The organism is Pseudomonas sp. D3-27, from assembly GCF_051132165.1.
GTDB lineage: Bacteria > Pseudomonadota > Gammaproteobacteria > Pseudomonadales > Pseudomonadaceae > Aquipseudomonas.
Window position 1 is genome coordinate 2400463 of record NZ_CP071667.1, and the last position, 17960, is coordinate 2418422.

17 protein-coding genes are annotated in these 17960 nt (G+C 63.7%); 14 read left to right on the forward strand and 3 right to left on the reverse strand.

What is annotated here, in order from left to right; all coding sequences use genetic code 11:
• Window positions 1–42 precede the first annotated feature (42 nt).
• The 11 genes from J3P92_RS11145 to J3P92_RS11195 all read left to right on the forward strand — a co-directional run bounded on the left by J3P92_RS11145 (window position 43) and on the right by J3P92_RS11195 (window position 12606).
• A complete protein-coding gene (locus J3P92_RS11145; RefSeq protein WP_420766627.1) occupies window positions 43–999 on the forward strand; it encodes an ABC transporter permease in 957 nt (318 codons plus the stop codon).
• Window positions 996–1871: an ABC transporter permease gene (locus tag J3P92_RS11150; protein WP_420766626.1), complete on the forward strand. Its 876-nt coding sequence runs from the start codon at window positions 996–998 to the stop codon at window positions 1869–1871. The genes J3P92_RS11145 and J3P92_RS11150 overlap by 4 nt, the downstream gene beginning before the upstream one ends.
• 1 nt (window position 1872) lies before the next feature.
• Window positions 1873–3717, forward strand: coding sequence for an ABC transporter ATP-binding protein (locus tag J3P92_RS11155; protein ID WP_434650785.1), 1845 nt, complete (start codon window positions 1873–1875; stop codon window positions 3715–3717).
• Window positions 3714–4022 carry a (2Fe-2S)-binding protein gene (locus J3P92_RS11160; RefSeq protein WP_420766624.1) on the forward strand — a complete coding sequence of 103 codons (309 nt, stop codon included), beginning with the start codon at window positions 3714–3716 and terminating at the stop codon, window positions 4020–4022. The genes J3P92_RS11155 and J3P92_RS11160 overlap by 4 nt, the downstream gene beginning before the upstream one ends.
• On the forward strand, window positions 4004–5380 hold the full coding sequence (locus J3P92_RS11165) for an FAD-dependent oxidoreductase (RefSeq protein WP_434650787.1): 1377 nt from the start codon (window positions 4004–4006) through the stop codon (window positions 5378–5380). The genes J3P92_RS11160 and J3P92_RS11165 overlap by 19 nt, the downstream gene beginning before the upstream one ends.
• On the forward strand, window positions 5377–6528 hold the full coding sequence (locus tag J3P92_RS11170; protein ID WP_434563655.1) for an NAD(P)/FAD-dependent oxidoreductase: 1152 nt from the start codon (window positions 5377–5379) through the stop codon (window positions 6526–6528). Before J3P92_RS11165 ends, J3P92_RS11170 begins: the two co-directional genes overlap by 4 nt.
• Entirely contained in the window at window positions 6525–7682 is a 1158-nt protein-coding gene (argE, locus tag J3P92_RS11175) for an acetylornithine deacetylase (RefSeq protein WP_434650789.1), read from the forward strand. Before J3P92_RS11170 ends, argE begins: the two co-directional genes overlap by 4 nt.
• Before the next feature lie 290 nt (window positions 7683–7972).
• On the forward strand, window positions 7973–9430 hold the full coding sequence (locus J3P92_RS11180; protein ID WP_434650791.1) for an NAD-dependent succinate-semialdehyde dehydrogenase: 1458 nt from the start codon (window positions 7973–7975) through the stop codon (window positions 9428–9430).
• A 40-nt stretch (window positions 9431–9470) separates the two neighbouring features.
• On the forward strand, window positions 9471–10550 hold the full coding sequence (locus J3P92_RS11185; RefSeq protein ID WP_420766619.1) for a tartrate dehydrogenase: 1080 nt from the start codon (window positions 9471–9473) through the stop codon (window positions 10548–10550).
• A gap of 82 nt (window positions 10551–10632) precedes the next feature.
• Window positions 10633–12117, forward strand: a complete 1485-nt coding sequence (locus J3P92_RS11190) for a PAS domain S-box protein (RefSeq protein ID WP_434628470.1) — start codon at window positions 10633–10635, stop codon at window positions 12115–12117.
• 240 nt (window positions 12118–12357) lie between these two features.
• A complete protein-coding gene (locus J3P92_RS11195; protein ID WP_434563663.1) occupies window positions 12358–12606 on the forward strand; it encodes a DUF1652 domain-containing protein in 249 nt (82 codons plus the stop codon).
• A 45-nt stretch (window positions 12607–12651) separates the two neighbouring features.
• Here J3P92_RS11195 and J3P92_RS11200 read toward each other — a convergent pair whose 3' ends face one another.
• The 3 genes from J3P92_RS11200 to J3P92_RS11210 all read right to left on the reverse strand — a co-directional run bounded on the left by J3P92_RS11200 (window position 12652) and on the right by J3P92_RS11210 (window position 14977).
• Window positions 12652–14037 carry a sensor histidine kinase gene (locus J3P92_RS11200; protein ID WP_420766616.1) on the reverse strand — a complete coding sequence of 462 codons (1386 nt, stop codon included), beginning with the start codon at window positions 14035–14037 and terminating at the stop codon, window positions 12652–12654.
• Window positions 14015–14698 (reverse strand): response regulator transcription factor, encoded by a 684-nt coding sequence (locus J3P92_RS11205; protein WP_047230191.1) that lies wholly within the window; start codon window positions 14696–14698, stop codon window positions 14015–14017. The genes J3P92_RS11200 and J3P92_RS11205 overlap by 23 nt, the downstream gene beginning before the upstream one ends.
• 78 nt (window positions 14699–14776) lie before the next feature.
• Entirely contained in the window at window positions 14777–14977 is a 201-nt protein-coding gene (locus tag J3P92_RS11210) for a hypothetical protein (protein WP_420766615.1), read from the reverse strand.
• Window position 14978: 1 nt separating this feature from the next.
• Between J3P92_RS11210 and hcnA the strand changes: the two genes are divergently transcribed.
• The 3 genes from hcnA to hcnC are packed head-to-tail and all read left to right on the forward strand — an operon-like array spanning window position 14979 to window position 17957.
• A complete protein-coding gene (gene hcnA, locus J3P92_RS11215) occupies window positions 14979–15299 on the forward strand; it encodes a cyanide-forming glycine dehydrogenase subunit HcnA (RefSeq protein WP_420766636.1) in 321 nt (106 codons plus the stop codon).
• Window positions 15296–16705: a cyanide-forming glycine dehydrogenase subunit HcnB gene (gene hcnB / locus J3P92_RS11220; RefSeq protein WP_434650793.1), complete on the forward strand. Its 1410-nt coding sequence runs from the start codon at window positions 15296–15298 to the stop codon at window positions 16703–16705. The genes hcnA and hcnB overlap by 4 nt, the downstream gene beginning before the upstream one ends.
• Entirely contained in the window at window positions 16698–17957 is a 1260-nt protein-coding gene (gene hcnC / locus J3P92_RS11225; RefSeq protein ID WP_434650795.1) for a cyanide-forming glycine dehydrogenase subunit HcnC, read from the forward strand. The genes hcnB and hcnC overlap by 8 nt, the downstream gene beginning before the upstream one ends.
• The last annotated feature ends 3 nt before the right edge of the window (window positions 17958–17960 follow it).

Below are 17960 nucleotides of genomic sequence, written 5' to 3' on the forward strand. Positions count from 1 at the left end.
TGAGCGTGGTCTGGCTCCGTGACATGGCAAGAGGATCGGGTGATGAATAGCAACACATTGTGGTTGATCGGCCGGCGCCTCGGCGCCGCGATCGTGACCCTGCTGATCGTCTCGATGGTGGTGTTCGCCATCACGGCGGTATTGCCGGGAGACGCGGCGCAACAGTCCCTTGGACAGTTCGCGACGCCTGAACAAGTGGCGGCCCTGCGGGTGAAGATGGGCCTCGACCAGCCAGGCGCATTGCGCTACCTGCACTGGCTGACCAGCCTGCTCAGCGGCGACCTCGGCGTATCGATTTCCAATGCCGTGCCGGTCAGCGAGCTGATGGCCGGACGAGTGCCCAACACCTTGATGCTCGCGGCCGCCACGGCGCTGGTGTCGGTGCCGGTGGCACTGATCCTCGGAATCGGCTCGGCGATGGGGCGAGGGGGGCGCATCGACAGCGTCCTGAGTTTCTTCACGCTGACGATGGTGGCGGTGCCGGAGTTCCTGGTGGCGACGCTGGCGGTGTTGATCTTCGCGGTCAACCTGGGCTGGCTGTCGGCGCTGTCCTACTCCAGCGAAATCACCTCGCCGCTGCAATTCATGCGCACCTATGCCTTGCCGGTCATGACGCTGTGCTGCGTGATCGTTGCGCAGATGGCGCGCATGACCCGGGCGGCGGTGATCGATCAGCTCGACAGCCCCTACGTTGAGATGGCTCGCCTCAAAGGCGTGAGTCCGGTGCGGGTGGTCTTGCGCCACGCCTTGCCCAATGCCATCGGGCCGATCGCCAATGCCATCGCCTTGAGCTTGTCCTACCTGCTGGGTGGCGTGGTGATCGTCGAGACGATCTTCAACTATCCCGGCATCGCCAGCCTCATGGTCGATGCCGTGACGAACCGCGACATGGCATTGGTCCAGGCCTGCACGATGCTGTTTTGCACGGCGTACCTGATGCTGGTGTTGATTGCCGACCTGTGCGCAATCCTGTCCAACCCGAGGCTGAGAAACCAATGAACAATCTCATTGCGAAGTCCCCGCCTGCTGCGCCCGAACTGGCCTATGGCAAGGTTTCCAACGGCGCCTCCTGGCTCGGCCTGCTCGGCGCCGCCATGTGCGTCATCTGGTTGCTGGTGGCCATTTTCGGACCTTGGCTGGCGCCGCACCCGGTGGGCGAAGTGGTGTCCGACAACGTCTTCGACAGCTTCAGCGCGGCGTACCCGCTGGGCACCGACTACCTGGGCCGCGACATGCTCAGCCGGATCATGGTGGGCGCAAGGTTCACCGTCGGCCTGGCCTTGGTCGCGGCGGTCCTGGCGAGCGGCTTGGGAACCACTTGTGCGTTGTTGTCAGTGGTCTCGCCAAAGTGGCTGGACGAGCTGATCAGCCGCCTGATGGACGCCTTCATTTCTATCCCGAGCAAGATGCTTGCGTTGATCATGGTTTCGGCCTTCGGCTCCTCGGTGACCTTGTTGATCTGCACGGCGGTGCTGAGCTTCACGCCGGGCGCATTCCGGATCGCCCGCAGCATGGCCGTGAATATCGAGGCTTTGGAGTACGTGCAGGTGGCCCGTACCCGTGGCGAGCGCAGGTTGTACATCGCTTGTGTGGAGATCCTGCCGAACATGCTCAACCCGGTGCTGGCCGACTTGGGGTTGCGCTTTGGCTTTATCGTGCTGCTGCTCAGTGGCATGAGCTTTCTCGGCCTGGGCGTGCAGCCGCCGGACGCAGACCTGGGCTCCCTGGTGCGCGAGAACATCGGCGGTCTCAACCAGGGCGCGCCAGCCATCGTGATTCCGGCCCTGGCCATTGGCACCCTGACGATCGGCGTGAATCTGTTTATCGATCGCCTGTCTTCGCGGCGCAATCGACGCACGGGAGGTCATTGAAATGAGCGAATTGATTCGAGTCGAAAACCTGCGGGTAGTCGCCTGTGGCGAACGCGGCGAGGTGGAGATCGTCAAGGGCGTCAGTTTTTCTCTGGCAAAAGGCGAAGTGCTCGCATTGATCGGCGAGTCCGGCTCCGGCAAGACCACCATTGCCCTGGCGCTTCTGGGTTATGCCCGACGCGGCTGTCGCCTGGCCGGTGGCGTGGTGCGCATCGGCGAGCACGACATGCTGGCCTTGAGCGAAGGCGAGCTGCAAGGCTTGCGCGGCAATCGCGTCTCGTACATTGCCCAAAGCGCCGCGGCGGCATTCAACCCAGCGAAAAAGCTCATCGACCAGGTGGTCGAGGGCGCGCTGATCCATGGCCTGGGCAGCCGGGCGGTGCTCGAAGCCAAGGCCATCGAACTTTTCCGTGACCTGGCGTTGCCGAACCCCGAGCGCATCGGTCAGCGGTATCCCCATCAAGTCTCCGGCGGGCAATTGCAACGGGTCATGGCGGCAATGGCGCTGATCAGCGATCCGCTGCTGGTGGTGCTCGATGAGCCCACCACCGCCCTGGATGTGACGACCCAGATCGATGTGCTGCGCGCTTTCAAACGCGTGGTGCGCGAGCGGGGCGCGACGGCGGTGTACGTGTCCCATGACTTGGCTGTCGTCGCGCAGATGGCCGACCAGATCGTAGTACTCAACGGCGGCGAGATATTCGAGCAGAGCGCGACCGCGCCGTTGCTCAAGGGGCCCGCCCATGCCTATACCCGAAGCCTGCTGGCGGCGGCGCGTCCGGACACAACGATCCGTCCGCCCTGCGGCCTCGCGGAGGACGCTCCGCTGTTGACCATCCGGGGGCTGACCGCCGGCTACGGCAACAAGAACCCGCAAGGCATGCCGGCGATTCGCGTGCTGGAGGACATCGACCTCACCGTGCGCCGGGGCCAGGCCATCGGGGTGATCGGTGAGTCCGGTTCAGGTAAATCGACCTTGGCCCGGGTGGTGGCGGGGTTGCTGCCTCCGGCCCTTGGCGGGTTGACCTTCGACGGCCAGCCATTGGGCGGTAGCTTGCAGGAACGCACTGCTGACCAGTTCCGCCGCATCCAGATGGTTTTCCAGAACGCCGACACCGCCCTTAACCCCATGCACAGCATCAGCGCCATCCTGAGCCGGCCGTTGAAGATGTATTTCGGCCTCAAGGGCGTGGCCCTGCGCGAGCGCATCGGCGAGTTGCTCGACCTCGTCCGTTTGCCCCGGGACTTGGCCGAGCGACGTCCGAGCGAGCTGTCCGGCGGTCAGAAACAGCGGGTCAACCTGGCCCGGGCGCTGGCGGCCAAGCCGGACCTGATCCTCTGCGATGAAGTGACGTCGGCCCTCGATACCGTGGTCGGCGCGGCGATCCTTGAACTGCTGCGCGACCTGCGCCAACAACTGGGCGTGTCGTACCTGTTCATCAGCCACGACATCTCCACCGTGCGAGCGCTGTGCGACGACATCGTGGTGATGTACAGCGGCCACAAGGTCCAGTCGGGGTCTCGGCAATCGTTCGCCCAGGCACCGTTTCATCCCTACACGGACCTGCTGATCCATTCGGTGCCAGAGCTGCGCCAGGGCTGGCTGGAAACCTGCGGCGCGACGACTTGCGGTACGTTGCCGGCGTTGGGGCCAACGGCCAATGAACCGGATCTGTGCACATTCCTCGGTCGCTGCCCGGTACGGGTCGATGGGGTGTGCAACCATATCGCGCCACCCCGGCGCATCATCGATGGCGGCAGCGAGGTGCTCTGTCACCACGACAGCGGCGAACTGCTGAAAAGCCAGCGGGATTCAAACAGCATGATCGTGGGAGCCTACGCATGAACGCGCGTTTCGTGAGGTTGGCCGAACAGGGCCGCCCCGTCGTCAACCTGAAGGTCGATGGCGTGCCCATCACGGCGTTGCAGGGCGATACGTTGATGGTCGCCTTGCTGACCCACGGCCCGGCGTTGCGCCAGTCGGAATTCGATCCCGGCAGCCGCGCCGGCTTTTGCCTGATGGGCGCCTGCCAGGATTGCTGGGTCTGGACCCGCAGCGGCGAACGCTTGCGCGCCTGCTCCAACGAAGTCCGCGAAGGGCTGGATATCATCACCACGCAACCGGAGGCGATATGGCCACTGCGCGGATAGTCATCGTCGGCGCCGGACCAGCCGGCGTACGCTGTGCCCAGACGTTGGTCGCGGCAGGGTTCAGGCCGATCCTGATCGACGAGAACCGTCGCGACGGCGGGCAGATCTACCGGCGCCAGCCCGAAGGGTTCACCCGAGACTACGGGACGCTGTACGGCACCGAAGCGGCCAAGGCCCGTGATTTGCACGAAAGCTTCGATCGCCTGCGCCCCAACCTCGACTATCGTCCGGATACGCTGGCGTGGAACCTGACGCCGGGTCAATTGAGCTGCGTCAGCCAGGGTCGCCATACGACAGTGGATTTTGACGCACTGATCCTCTGTACCGGTGCCACCGACCGCTTGATGCCGGTCGAGGGCTGGCAGTTGGGCGGCACCTATAGCCTCGGTGGGGCGCAGATTGCCTTGAAGGCTCAGGCGGTGTCCATTGGGCACCGGGTGGTGTTCATGGGCAGCGGGCCGTTGCTGTACCTGGTGGCCAGCCAATACGTGAAGGCTGGCGCCCAGGTCGCGGCGGTGCTGGACACCTCGCCATTGGTCAAGCGCATCCTGGCTTTGCCCAAGCTCATGGCGCGTCCTGGCCTGCTGTTCACGGGCATGAAATTGCTGGCGCAGCTGTACCGGGCGAAGGTTGCGGTACACCTGGGTATTTCGCCGCTGCAAGTGCTCGGCGAAGCGACCGCCGGAGTGAGCGGCGTTCGGGTACGTCGCGCAGACGGCCAGGAACTGACGGTGGATTGCGACGCGGTGGCGTTGGGGTATCACCTGCGTCCCGAAACCCAGCTGGCCGACCTGGCGGGCTGCCGCCTGCGCTTCGACGAGGCTTCCGGGCAATGGCTGCTGGACACCGACGAAGAAGGCCGGACGTCGGTCAGTGGCATCTATGCGGCGGGCGACGGCTCGCGAGTTCGGGGTGCCGACGGCGCCGAGCATGCCGGGCGGCTGGTGGCCATGGCGCTACTGAATGACTTGCAGCAACCGGTGGATGCGGCCCGATTGGCCGAACAGCGCGGGGCGTTGAAGGTGATGGACGAGTTCCGCCTCGGCCTCGCCCAGGCGTTTCCCTGGCCGGCCGCGCAAGCCAAGGCCTTGCCGGACGAAGCCATCGTCTGCCGCTGCGAAATGATCAGCGCCGGTGAGCTGCGGCGTACCGTCAGCGAGAAGGGGGCCTGTGAAGTCAATCGGGCCAAGGCTTTCAGCCGGGTCGGCATGGGTCGCTGCCAGGGTCGCTATTGCTCCCAGGCCGGGGCGGAGGTGATTGCCGCGGCGGCGGGCGTGCCGGTGCAAGAAGTCGGACGCCAGCGCGGACAGGCACCGGTCAAACCGCTTTCCATGCTGACTCAGGAGGTCACGCCATGACCGTTGAAAAGGCCGATGTACTGATCGTCGGTGGTGGTTTCATGGGCGCGGCGTCGGCGTTTTTCCTGCGCCAGCGGGGCCGGTCGGTGATCCTGCTGGAGCGCGACCAGATCGGCCAATATGCCAGCGGCGTCAATTTTGGCAACGTCCGACGCCAGGGCCGTTTTCTCGGGCAGCTGGAATTGGCGAACCGTTCCTGGGCCCTGTGGAAACGCCTGCCGGAACTGATCGGCGAGGACCTGGAATTCATTCCCAGCGGACACATGCGCGTGTGTTACCGGGAAGAGGAAATCGAGGAGCTGCAAGCCTACGCCGATGCCCCCGAAGCCCGGCAACTGGAACTGCAGATTTATCGGGGCAGTGAACTGCACGGGCGCTTTCCGTTCCTGGGCAAGGACGTCAAGGGCGGCTCGTACGCCCCCCATGACGGTCACGCCAACCCGCGTCTCGCAGCACCGGCATTTGCCCGGGCGGCGCGGCGCCTCGGTGCCCGCATCGAAGAACGCACGGAAGTTGCCGAGGTGTACAAGGCCAATGGCGAATTCAGCGTCACCACGACCGATGGCCGCCAGTTCCGCGCCTCCCAGTTGCTGATCACAGCCGGTGCCTGGGGGCAAAAACTTTCCGGGCAGTTCGGTGAGCCGGTGCCGCTGGCACCCAACGGTCCGCAAATGGCCGTCACCGAGCCGGTGCCCTATGCCTTGCCGACGGTGATCGGGGTGTACACGAAGATTCCCGAAGAAGTGATCTACTTCCGGCAGATTCCACGGGGCAACATCATCATCGGCGGTGGCTACCGTTGCGAGCCGGACATGCTCAACCGCCGGGCTCATGTCGAACCGCGCAGCCTGCTTAACCAACTGGACCAGATGCGGCGCCTGGTGCCGGGCATTGGCAACCTCAACATCATCCGCGTGTGGAGCGGTATCGAAGGCTACCTGCCCGATAACCTGCCGGTGATGGGCGCCAGCGGCAACGTCGACGGCCTGTACTACGCCTTCGGCTTCAGCGGCCATGGTTTCCAACTCGGTCCGGGCGTCGGCGACGTCATGGCCGAACTGATCAGCACCGGCACCACCAGCACGTCGATCGAACCGTTCTCCATCCGCCGGTTCACCCCGTCCGAACAACGGAGCAAAGCCTCATGAAACCTCGCGTCCTGGCTATTTTCGAGCGCCTGTTGGCGTTCGAAACGGTTTCCTCGGAATCGAACATGGCGCTGATAGAGTACGTCCGCGATGTGTTGGCGGGCAAAGGCATCGAATCGCTGATCGTCAAGGACGAGAGCGGCAAGAAAGCCAACCTGTTCGCCAGCACCGGCCCCCGTGAGGTGCCAGGGGTCCTGCTATCCGGCCATACCGACGTCGTGCCGGCGGCGGGGCAGGCCTGGACCGTTCCGGCATTCCAGGCGACGGTGCGCGATGGCCGGGTCTACGGGCGCGGTAGCTGTGACATGAAAGGCTTCATCGCCCTGGCGATCGACGCCATGCTTGGCGCGGCCGACCAGCCGTTGAGCCGGCCGCTGCAATTGGCGCTTTCCCATGATGAAGAAATCGGCTGCGTGGGCGTTCGCCGCCTGCTCGACGTGCTGCACCTGGCCCCGGTGCGGCCGTTCCTGTGCGTGATCGGTGAGCCGACCAACATGCAATTCGTGTTGGGCCACAAGGGCAAGGGCTCCTACCGCACCTACTGCCGAGGCCTGGAAGCGCACTCATCCCTGGCCCCGCGCTCGGTCAACGCCATCCACGTGGCGTGCGACTTCATCGCGGCGTTGCGCCAGAGTCAACGGCAGTTGCAGGAGCAGGGCGCCCAGGACAGCGACTATGACGTGCCCTACAGCACGGTGCATGTCGGGCAGATCGTCGGCGGCAAGGCACTCAATATCGTGCCGAACCTGTGTACGCTGGACTTCGAAGTGCGCAACCTGCCGGCCGACGATCTGGATCGGTTTCTGGAGCAACTGCACGAGCACGCCGAAGTGATCGTCCGCGAGGCGAAAAAGCTCTCGAACGTAGCGGACATCCAGATCGAGACGCTGAATGTCTATCCGGGGCTTGATACGCATCCGAGCGTCGAAGCGGTGCGGTTTCTCAAGCATTTCGCTGAGCCGGGTACCGGGACTGCGAAGGTCTCTTTTGGCACCGAGGGTGGGTTGTTCAAGCAGCGGCTGGACGTGCCGGTGGTGGTGTGTGGGCCGGGCTCCATCGAACAGGCGCATAAGCCGGATGAGTTTATCGAAGTGGCTCAGATGGAGGCGGGGGAGCGGTTCCTGGCTGGGTTGCTTGGGGCTTTGAAGGTTTAAACCGCGTCCACCGCAAGGCCCCCAGATTTAGCCGCGCCAAAGAAACCTGTGGGAGCGAGCTTGCTCGCGATGGGCCCAGCACATCCGACTCACTCATGGGCTCATACGCCGCCTTCGCGAGCAAGCCCGTTCCCACGCACCAAGCAAGAACAAAGCAGTCGCAGTCCTATCGGTATAGCCTGCCGCTTCACCCCAAAACTTCAGCATCCAACACCGCCCAACCTCCGCTTTCAGCATCCTGCGCCGCGGCACCTCCTTAGACTGGAACTACCTCGGAACAGGACGCGACCATGCTCACTCAACTTCTGAAAGACCCCAGCCTGCTGGCGGAACTGGCTTATATCGACGGGCAGTGGGTGGGGGCCGACGATGGCGCCACCCTCGACGTCATCAACCCGGCCACCGGCCAAACGCTCGCCCGCGTCCCCGCGATGCAAGGCAGCGAAACCCGACGCGCCATCGAGGCAGCGGACGGGGCCTGGGCGGCATGGCGCGCGCGTCCGGCGGCGGAGCGGGCGGCGATGTTGGAGCGCTGGTATCAAGCCATGATGGACAACCTCGAAGACCTCGCGCTGATCATGACCCATGAACAGGGCAAGCCACTGAATGAAGCCAGGGGCGAGATTCGCTACGGCGCCGGCTTCGTCAAATGGTTCGCCGAAGAGGCCCGTCGGGTCTATGGCGAGACCATTCCGGCCCCCAGCGGCGACCGTCGCCTGCTCACCCTGAAGCAACCGGTCGGCGTCTGCGCCGCCATCACACCGTGGAACTTCCCCAACGCGATGATCACCCGCAAGTGCGCTCCGGCGCTGGCGGCGGGGTGCCCGGTGATCGTCAAGCCGTCGGACCTGACACCGTTGTCCGCCCTGGCGCTCGCCGTGCTGGCCGAGCGGGTCGGGATTCCGGCCGGGGTCTTCAATGTGGTCACGGGCATGCCCGCTGGCATCGGCCAAGAGCTGACCGGCAACCCGACGGTGCGCAAGATTTCCTTCACCGGCTCGACGGCGGTCGGCCGCCTGTTGATGCGCCAGAGCGCCGAGCACATCAAGCGCCTGAGCCTGGAGCTCGGTGGCAATGCGCCGTTCATCGTGTTCGACGATGCTGATCTGGAACAGGCCGTGGCCGGCATCATGCAAAGCAAGTTTCGCAACGCCGGCCAGACCTGCGTCTGCGCCAACCGCATCCTGGTGCAGGAAGGCATCTACGAACGTTTTGCCGAGCGGCTGGTGCAGGAAGTGCGCAAGCTGAAGATCGGCGATGGGCTCGAAGCCGACGTGATGATCGGCCCATTGATCAATCCTGCTGCGGTGAGCAAGGTCGCCCGGCATATCGACGATGCGCTGAGCCAGGGCGCGCGCCTCCTGTGTGGCGGCATTCCTCAAGGCGACAGCCAGTTCGTCGAGCCGACGGTGCTGGGCGACGCCCACGCCGGGATGTTGCTTGCCAATGAAGAAACCTTCGGCCCGGTTGCACCGCTGATGCGCTTTTCGACGGAGGACGAGGCACTGGCCTTGGCCAATGCCACGCCTTATGGCCTGGGTGCCTATTTCTTTACCCAGGACCTGCGGCGCTCGTGGCATTTCGGCGAGGCGTTGGAGTTCGGGATGATCGGGCTCAACACCGGGATCATCTCCATGGAGGTGGCGCCTTTCGGTGGCATCAAGCAGTCCGGCCTGGGGCGCGAAGGCAGCAAGTACGGCCTGGATGAGTACCTTGAAGTGAAAGCTTTCCATATCGGTGGGCTGTGATGCGGCCTTCGTTTGAACAGACAACCGGGAGTCAGGACTGATGAGTAAACCCTTTAGAATCGCCGCGATTGCCGGCGATGGCATTGGCAAGGAAGTATTGCCCGAAGGCCTGCGAGTATTGGAGCAGGCGGCCAGGCAATGGCAGTTGGACCTGGACATCCAAGTGTTCGATTGGGCTCACTGCGATTATTACCTGGAGCACGGGCAGATGATGCCCGTCGACTGGTTCGAGCAACTCAAGGGCTTCGACGCGATCTACTTCGGCGCCGTGGGATGGCCGGACAAGGTCCCGGACCACATCTCCCTGTGGGGCTCGTTGCTCAAGTTCCGCCGCGATTTCGACCAGTATGTGAACATCCGCCCGGTGCGGCTGTTTCCGGGCGTGCCCTGTCCGCTGGCCGGACGGGAGGCGGGGGATATCGATTTCGTGGTAATCCGCGAAAACACCGAGGGTGAATATTCCTCGGTCGGCGGCAAGATGTTCGAAGGCACCGAGCATGAATTCGTCCTGCAGGAATCGGTGTTCACTCGCCGAGGCGTCGACCGGATTCTCAAGTTCGCCTTCGACCTGGCCCAATCCCGACCGCGCAAGCGCCTGACGGCCGCGACCAAGTCCAACGGGATTTCCATCAGCATGCCGTACTGGGACGAACGCACGGCCTTGATGGCCGAGCAATACCCCGAGGTGACATGGGACAAACAGCACATCGACATCCTGTGCGCCCGTTTCGTCCTGCAACCAGACCGCTTCGATGTGGTGGTCGCCTCGAACCTGTTCGGCGACATCCTTTCCGACCTCGGCCCCGCCTGCGCCGGCACTATCGGCATCGCGCCGTCGGCGAACCTGGATCCGCAGCGGCGCTTTCCCTCGCTGTTCGAACCGGTGCACGGCTCGGCGCCGGATATCTATGGGCAAAACATTGCCAACCCGATCGCGATGATCTGGTCGGCAGCGTTGATGCTGGATTTCCTTGGCAACGGCGATGAGCGTTATCGCGCGGCCCATGACGGGATCCTGCGGGCCATCGAGCAGGTGATCGCACACGGGCCGATAACCCCGGACCTGGGCGGACAAGCCTCGACCCAGGACGTCGGCAAGGCTATCGCCGCGGGGCTTTGAGGGCCTGGCGCACTATCGCAAGCCCATGTGGTCGTAACCTTCAACGCATCCATGCCTGAACGTCACGACCCATGGAGACCCAATGAATCAGGACGTCCCGAACACCGATACCAATCGCCGCCAATTGCTGCAAATCATCGCCGGATTGTCTGACGGCGTGATACTGGTCGAGGTCGACCAGACCATTGCCTGGGCCAATGAAGCCGCCCTGACCATGCACGGCGTCACGGAGCTCGGCGAGTTGGGCGCCAATGCCAAGCAATACGCCAAGCGTTTCCACCTGCGCTATCGCAATAACCATTCGTTGCCCGAAGACAATTACCCCATCGCCCGCGTCGCTCGTGGCGATGAATTCAGCGATGTGCTGGTGGAAGTCACGCCAGACGCCGACCCGGATCGGACCTGGGTTCACCGCATCCGCAGCATGGTCCTGAGTGACCGTGCCGGCGAGCCGGAATATCTGGTGCTGATTCTCAGCGATGCCACTGAATGGGCCAGCGCTGAGCAACGGTTCGAGAGAACCTTTGGCGCTAATCCGGCGCCTGCGGTGATCTGCCGCCTCAGCGACCTGCGCTATATCAAGGTCAACGCGGGCTTCCTGGAGATGACCGGCTACAGCCGCGAGCAGGTGATCGGCCGTTCGGTGTATGAGTTGGATGTGCTCGAAGCGGCCGAGAAGCGTGACCTGGCCATCGAGCGCCTGGGCCAGGGTGCGACCATTCCGCAGATGCAGGCCGAAATGCGTTTGCCGGACGGTAGCAGCAAGCAAGTGATCGTCGCCGGCCAGCCCCTGGACCTGCACGATGAAGACTGCATGCTGTTCTCCTTCATGGACATGGAGCCCCGGCGCAAGGCCGAGACGGCGCTGCGCCAAAGCGAGGAGCGCTTTGCCAAGTCATTCCGCCTGTCGCCGGTGCCAACGCTGATCTGTAGCGCTGAGCAGCAATTGCTGGAAATCAACGAGGCCTTCCTCCAGGCGACCGGTTACGCCAGCGAAGAGTTGTTGGGCAAGACCGTCGAGGAAATCGGTTTTCTCGAAAAGGACGCAGGCGCGACGCTTTTTGCGCGGTTGGAAAAGACCGCCACTGTGTCCGGCGTCGACATCAAGGTTCACAGAAAGGGAGGCGAACAGATCGACTGCGAAGTGGCGGCCGACACTGTGGTCATCCAGGACAAACCCTGCTATTTGCTGGTGCTCATGAACATCACCGAACGCAAGCGCTCGGAGCTTGAACTGGTGGCGGCCATCGAGGAAGTGATGAAGGACGCCTCGTGGTTCAGTCGGACCTTGATCGAAAAACTCGCCAATGTGAAAAGCATCAACGCGCAAAGCCCCACGACATCGTTCACCGAGCTGACGGCCCGGGAACGCGACGTGCTTGGCCTGATCTGCGAGGGCCTGGCTGACAAGGAAATCGCCGCGCGGCTCAAGCTCGCGCCAAACACCGTGCGCAATCACGTGGCTACGCTATATTCCAAACTGGACGTGCATAGCCGCAGCGAAGCGATTGTCTGGGCGCGGGAGCGGGGGTTGTACGCAAATGAATGGCGGATGAAGGCACCATAGTAGCCAGTGCATATGCACCTGCCGTGCTAGTGCAAATTCGGGTTCTTCGCGGGCGCCTCCTTCCTTAGGCTGAGAGGGTGCGGCATAGCTGTTGATGTCGCGTCCCCCACGAAACAGTCAAGGAATACGCCACAATGCGCAACAAGCCCTTCAAGTGCGAGATCGACAGGAAGTCTGCGGGAGCCAGGAGGCCGGGTGTGTCCACCGGTCATTTGCGACTTCGAAGCTGAGGTGCAAACGATGACCCATCTTGCTCCGCTTCGCGCCCGCCTCGAAAAAAGTTTTGCTCCGCTGTCCTGCGCATGCAACCTCAATGGCGATGGCACGCTGACTATTCGTCTGTATCACCAGGAAAGCGGCGAGGTCGACCTGGTGGTGAGCGGCATGAGCGTCGAGAGCATCCGCTCTGAAGAGGGCCTGGAGAAGCTGATTGACGAGCTGCGCTACGAACTGCACAACACGCCGTTGCACCGCAGTGATCCTGCCTGATTTCCTGGTCCGGTAAGACGCGCTCCCTCGCCACGGGCCAACGAATCAGAGCAATGTCGCCCGGCAATCGAGCACCAGCCGGGCGCCGCCCGACTCGCTGCGATCCACTTCCAGGGTAAATCCGTGCAAATTGACAATCGCCGCGACAATGGACAGGCCAAGGCCGAATCCGCCGTGCTGGCTGCTGCCCTCGGCGCGGTAGAAACGGCGAAACACCGCCTTGCGCTCTGCCTCCGGGATGCCAGGGCCGGAGTCGAGCACTTCGATGCGGGTGCTGTCGCCCTGGTCGACGCCGCGCAGGATCACCTCACCGCCCGGTGGGGTGAATTTGATGGAATTGCTCAGAAGGTTCGACACGGCCTCGAACAGCAACGCCCGGTCGCCGTTGAGCAGGGGCAGGCTGGCGGGCACCTCCAGCTTGAAAACCAGCTCGCGCTCTTCGGCGAGGGGCAGGTAGAAATCGTGCAGTTCTTGCAATAACTGCAAGGGATCGAGGCGCATGAAGCCGGAGCGACGCTGCTGGTCCTCCAACTCCGATATCCGCAACAGCCCGCGAAACCGCGCCATCAGCGTATCCGTCTCGGCGATCACCTGATCCATCTGCAAGGCTTCGGGCGAGCCGTCCGCCGCTTCCTGCTGGATGCGATAGAGCTGGGCCCGCAGGCGGGTCAGTGGCGTGCGCAAGTCATGGGCGATGTTGTCGCAAACGCCCTTGACCTCGTTCATCAGCCGTTCGATGCGGTCGAGCATGGCATTGACGATGGCCGCCAGCATGTCCAGTTCATCGCGGCGGCTCGACAGCGGCAGGCGATGGGTCAGGTCACCGGCGACGATGGCCTCGGCGCTGGCTTGCAGCTTGCGAATCCGCCGCAACGGCCGGCGCCGCAGCAGGTGCCAGCCGAAGATGCCCGGCAGGATCGTCAGCGATACGCCCCAGAACAGCGCGTGGGAAATGATGCGTGTCACGGCGAACAACGAGCCATTGTCCCGTGCCAGCACCAGCCAGCGACCATCCTGGGTCCGGGTCGCTATCGCGTCGCAACTGTCGGACGGCACGCCCGGGTCGTCGGAATCGACGCAACCGCCGAGCATATGGATCTTGCCATCGAGCGGCAGATCGGCGGGGATGCGTTGGATCGGTCCGCTCAGATGGCGCAACTGCGGATCGAACAGGCCGTAGGCGTCGACGCCGCGTTCGTCCAACGTCAGGCTGGCCATCAGCGCGTCCTCCAGCTGGTCGCCGTGGATGCGCGCGAACAGGTGCTGGCGTTGCATCAGGGAATGTTTGGCGAGGCTGTCGAGGTAGCCAAACACTTCGTAATACATCACCCCCATCAGGATGGCGCTCCAGATCACGAACAGCGCGCTGTAGAGCGCCAGCAGGCGGCTGCTGGAGGACCGCCAGCCCTTAGCGGGGTTCAGCAATGACATAGCCGGACCCTCGTACCGTGCGAATCAGCGGTTCCAGGCCCGGCGGGTCGATTTTCTTGCGCAGGCGACCGATGTGGACGTCGATCAGGTTGGTGCCGGGGTCGAAGTGATACCCCCAGACCTCTTCGAAAATCATCATGCGCGACAGGATCTGGCCGCTGTTGCGCATCAGGAATTCCAGCAGTTTGTATTCGGTGGGCAAGAGGCTGAGCAGTTGCCCGTTGCGGCTGGCTTCGCGGCTGATCAGGTTCAGCTCCAGGTCCGCCACCCGCAGCGCGGTCTCGGGTTCACGGGCACCGTTGTTGCGGCGCAGCAACACCTCGACCCGGGCGGCCATTTCATCGGTGGCGAACGGCTTGGTCAGGTAATCGTCGCCACCGGCGCGCAGGCCGCGGACGCGTTCGTCGACATCGGACAGGGCGCTGATCATCAGAATCGGCGTGGCCACGCCCATGGTCCGTAGCGTGGTGACAATCACCAGGCCGTCCAGTTCGGGGAGCATGCGGTCGAGGGTGATCAGGTCGTAGTCACCGCTGACCGCGCGCTCCAAGCCTTCGCGGCCATTGTCGACCCAGTCGACGTCCAGGCCGTTGCGGGTCAGTTCGGCGACAATTTCCCGAGCGGTCACGGCGTCGTCTTCGATGGTCAGGATGCGGTTCATGGTCAGTACCGGGTGAGTAATTGGAGCGACTGCGCAGCATTCTGCCAAAGAATACCTGTCGGCTTTCTGAAAAAAAGTTCATGGGCGCGGACGTGCGCATTGATTGGCCTGGATCAACACTTCGTCACAAATAATCCCTAACATCATTGCGCCGCGCACCAGCATGCTGCGCCTGTTGCCCTGTTTTGGCGCGCAGTCGCCGATGGGCATCGCCGCAAGGCGGGTGGTGGCGTGCCGCAAGGAGCCAAGACCGACTGAACCTTCAAGGAAGAGCTGCATGATGCAACCTCAAGACCTCATACACCGACAATACGATATCCAGCCGCTCGAGGCTGACATGACCGTGCTCCTGGACGGACAGGCTGTCAATGCCGCCCAGGGCGAAACCGTGCTTACCGTGATCCAGGCCCTGGGTCGCCGGCAGGTGGCCCGCAACGACCACGACCAGATCAGTGGCGCCTATTGCGGCATGGGGGTTTGCCACTGCTGCCTGGTCAAGATCGATGGTCGCCATAAGCGCCGCGCCTGCCAGACACTCGTGCGCCCCGGCATGCAGATCGAGACCCGGGCCAACCGCATTGCTGAAACGGAGGCGCCATGAACCTCGATCCAGTCATCGTCGGCGGCGGGCCGGCGGGCATGGCGGCGGCTACCGAGCTGGCCTCCCACGGGGTGCGCTGCACCTTGCTCGAAGAGGCGCCGCGCCTCGGTGGCGTGGTGTATCGCGGCCCCTTGCGCGATGGCGTATGCCTGGATTACCTGGGGGCCCGCTACAGCGAAGCGTTGGAGAAGCTCCATGAGGACTTCCAGCGCCACGCCGACCTGATCGACGTGCAATTGGGCAGCCGTGTCATCGGGGCGGAGGGATTCCGGGCGCTGACCCTGCTCGATGCGCACGAGCGCTTGCGGTCGGTTGCCTATTCGCAGTTGATCCTGGCAGCGGGGTGCCATGAACGCAGCGTACCGTTCCCTGGCTGGACCCTCCCGGGCGTGATGATGCTTGGCGGCTTGCAGCTGCAGATCAAGAGCGGCGTGGTCAAGCCGCCGAGCCCGGTGGTGATCGCCGGGACGGGCCCGTTATTGCCATTGGTGGCCTGTCAGCTTCACGCCTCGGGCGTCACCGTGGCGGGTGTCTATGAGGCGTGTGCGTTCGGCAGGATCGCCAAGGAAAGCCTAGCGCTGCTGAACAAGCCGCAACTGTTCCTCGACGGCCTGGGCATGCTCGCGTACCTCAAGCGCCATCGCATTCCCGTGCGCTATGGCTGGGGCGTGGTGCGTGCCGAAGGCGAGGGCGAGTTGAGCGCCGTGACCGTAGCGCCGTACTCCGTAAATTGGGAACCGGACCTTGCGCGCGCCGAACAGGTGCCGGCCCAGACGTTGGCCGTCGGCTACGGGTTTATCCCGCGCACCCAGCTGAGCCAGCAGATGGGCCTGGAACATGGTTTCAGCGACGACGGCTATCTGCGTGCCGTGTCCGATGCCTGGCAACGGGGCAGCGAGGCGCATGTCCATCTGGCGGGCGACATGGGCGGGATTCGCGGGGGAGAGGCAGCCATGCTGAGCGGGCGCATCGCGGCGCTGTCGGTGCTGGTGCAACGCAATGTCCTGGATGAGGCGGCAGCCCTCGGTCGTCGCGAGCGGTACCAGGCACAACTGGACCGCATCATTCGTTTTCGCGCCGCGGTCGATCGCTACACCCAGCGCGGGGCGGGGCAAACGGCGCTGCCTGCCGCCGACACGGTGATCTGCCGCTGCGAACATGCCACCCGCGCCGACATCGACCGGGCCCTGGCGCAGGGCGTGCAAGACATGGCCAGCCTGAAGATGCGCACCCGCGTGAGCATGGGCGACTGCCAGGGGCGAATGTGCGTCGGTTATTGCAGCGACCGGTTGCGCGAGGCCACCGGGCGGGCTGATGTAGGGTGGCTGCGGCCACGTTTCCCCATAGATCCTGTTCCTTTTTCAGCGTTCCAGTACCTCGGCACGGAGGCCGTTTCCCATGATTAGGCATTACGATGTTGTGATTGCCGGTGGCGGCGTGATCGGCGCCTCCTGCGCTTACCAGCTGTCCAAGCGCAACCATCTGAAGATCGCCCTGATCGACGCCAAGCGTCCAGGCAACGCCACCCGCGCCTCTGCGGGTGGCCTCTGGGCCATTGGCGAATCGGTGGGCCTGGGTTGCGGGGTGATTTTCTTCAGGATGATGTCAGCCAATCGCAAGCGCCAGGCCCAGGGCGCCGCCGTGGCGGTGGATGCCAGCACGCCGCACATCCTGCCCGACTCGTTTTTCGAATTCGCCTTGCAGTCCAACGCGATGTACCCGCAATTGCACCGGGAACTGTTCGATCGTCATGGCATGGATTTCAGGTTCGAACGGACCGGGCTCAAGTTCGTGATCTACGACGATGAAGATCGGTTGTATGCCGAGCATATCGTCGCCTGCATTCCTCATCTGGCCGATCAGGTGCGCTGGCTCGACCAGGCGGCATTGCGCGAGGCCGAGCCGAACGTCAGCCACGAGGCCCGGGGTGCCCTGGAATTCCTGTGCGACCATCAGGTCAGCCCATTCCGCCTGGCAGACGCCTACACCGAGGGCGCGCGGCAGAACGGTGTCGACCTGTTCTTCAACACCAACGTGACTGACGTGTTGCGAAGCGGGACGCGGGTCACCGGCGTGAAGACCGCCGAGGCCGGGACATTCACTTGCCAGACCTTGATCAACGCCGCCGGCGCCTGGGCGGCGGACCTGAGCGAGCAGTCAACGGGCGTGCGGATCCCGGTCAAGCCAGTCAAGGGCCAGATCCTCTTGACCGAGCGCATGCCCAAAATCCTCAATGGCTGCCTGACCACCAGCGACTGCTACGTGGCGCAGAAAGACAACGGCGAAATCCTCATCGGCAGCACCACGGAGGACAAAGGGTTCGACGTGACCACCACCTACCCGGAGATCGAAGGGCTGGTACAGGGTGCCGTGCGCTGTATCCCGCGACTGGCCGACATCAACCTGAAGCGCACCTGGGCCGGCCTGCGTCCAGGCTCACCCGATGAGCTACCGATCCTGGGGCCGATGCGCGGTGTCGAGGGCTACCTCAACGCCTGCGGGCACTTTCGCACCGGTATCCTGACCTCGGCCATCACCGGCGTGCTGCTGGACAAACTGGTGAACCAGGAGCCGCTGCCACTGGACATCACGCCATTTCTGGCCGACCGCTTCGAGGTAGCGCCGACTTCAGAGCCTAGAAAAATGGAACCGGCCTGAACC

Bases quoted from the DNA above. Each gene is read 5' to 3' on its own strand.
- J3P92_RS11205 (WP_047230191.1), bottom strand. From the start codon at position 14,698: ATGAACCGCATCCTGACCATCGAAGACGACGCCGTGACCGCTCGGGAA.
- argE (WP_434650789.1), top strand. From the start codon at position 6,525: ATGAAACCTCGCGTCCTGGCTATTTTCGAGCGCCTGTTGGCGTTCGAA.
- hcnA (WP_420766636.1), top strand. From the start codon at position 14,979: ATGCAACCTCAAGACCTCATACACCGACAATACGATATCCAGCCGCTC.
- J3P92_RS11150 (WP_420766626.1), top strand. From the start codon at position 996: ATGAACAATCTCATTGCGAAGTCCCCGCCTGCTGCGCCCGAACTGGCC.
- J3P92_RS11170 (WP_434563655.1), top strand. From the start codon at position 5,377: ATGACCGTTGAAAAGGCCGATGTACTGATCGTCGGTGGTGGTTTCATG.
- J3P92_RS11185 (WP_420766619.1), top strand. From the start codon at position 9,471: ATGAGTAAACCCTTTAGAATCGCCGCGATTGCCGGCGATGGCATTGGC.
- hcnC (WP_434650795.1), top strand. From the start codon at position 16,698: ATGATTAGGCATTACGATGTTGTGATTGCCGGTGGCGGCGTGATCGGC.
- J3P92_RS11200 (WP_420766616.1), bottom strand. From the start codon at position 14,037: ATGTCATTGCTGAACCCCGCTAAGGGCTGGCGGTCCTCCAGCAGCCGC.
- J3P92_RS11190 (WP_434628470.1), top strand. From the start codon at position 10,633: ATGAATCAGGACGTCCCGAACACCGATACCAATCGCCGCCAATTGCTG.
- J3P92_RS11165 (WP_434650787.1), top strand. From the start codon at position 4,004: ATGGCCACTGCGCGGATAGTCATCGTCGGCGCCGGACCAGCCGGCGTA.
- J3P92_RS11155 (WP_434650785.1), top strand. From the start codon at position 1,873: ATGAGCGAATTGATTCGAGTCGAAAACCTGCGGGTAGTCGCCTGTGGC.
- J3P92_RS11210 (WP_420766615.1), bottom strand. From the start codon at position 14,977: ATGCAGCTCTTCCTTGAAGGTTCAGTCGGTCTTGGCTCCTTGCGGCAC.
- J3P92_RS11145 (WP_420766627.1), top strand. From the start codon at position 43: ATGAATAGCAACACATTGTGGTTGATCGGCCGGCGCCTCGGCGCCGCG.
- J3P92_RS11195 (WP_434563663.1), top strand. From the start codon at position 12,358: ATGACCCATCTTGCTCCGCTTCGCGCCCGCCTCGAAAAAAGTTTTGCT.
- J3P92_RS11160 (WP_420766624.1), top strand. From the start codon at position 3,714: ATGAACGCGCGTTTCGTGAGGTTGGCCGAACAGGGCCGCCCCGTCGTC.
- J3P92_RS11180 (WP_434650791.1), top strand. From the start codon at position 7,973: ATGCTCACTCAACTTCTGAAAGACCCCAGCCTGCTGGCGGAACTGGCT.
- hcnB (WP_434650793.1), top strand. From the start codon at position 15,296: ATGAACCTCGATCCAGTCATCGTCGGCGGCGGGCCGGCGGGCATGGCG.